Source organism: Vibrio sp. 1580 (assembly GCF_033340055.1).
Genome location: NZ_JAWOVT010000779.1, coordinates 1 through 510, shown reverse-complemented (window position 1 = coordinate 510; position 510 = coordinate 1). Strand labels below are relative to the sequence as shown.

Here is a 510-nt window from a genome sequence, read left to right as displayed (position 1 = left end):
GCCACAGGCACAACTTCTGCTGCGGTACCGGTCATGAATACTTCATCCGCAAGGTATAGCGCTTCGCGGGCAATGTTAGCTTCACGGACTTCGTAACCTTTATCGCGAGCAATGGTCATGATCGAGTCACGAGTGATGCCCGGTAGGATAGCGCTGGTTGTTGGTGGTGTGGTGATCACGCGATTTTTGATGACAAAGATGTTCTCGCCCGCGCCTTCTGACAAGTAACCGTCAACACTCAGTGCGATACCTTCGTCGTAACCATGACGACGTGCTTCACCACCAACGAGTAGTGAAGAAAGGTAGTTACCACCCGCTTTTGCAGCGGTAGGGATGGTGTTAGGTGCCGCGCGATTCCAGCTTGAAATCATCGCATCTACGCCTTTTTCTAGTGCTTCTTCACCAAGGTACGAGCCCCATGGGAACGCCGCGATGATCAGCTCCATTTCGGTGCCTACTGGAGGACACACACCTAAACCGACATTGCCCACAAATCCCAATGGACGAATG

General features: G+C 52.5%; 1 protein-coding gene. It reads right to left on the bottom strand.

What is annotated here, in order from left to right:
* The coding region (gene ilvE / locus R7093_RS28345; RefSeq protein ID WP_318147424.1) for a branched-chain-amino-acid transaminase at nucleotides 1-510 on the bottom strand (510 nt) is incomplete at both ends.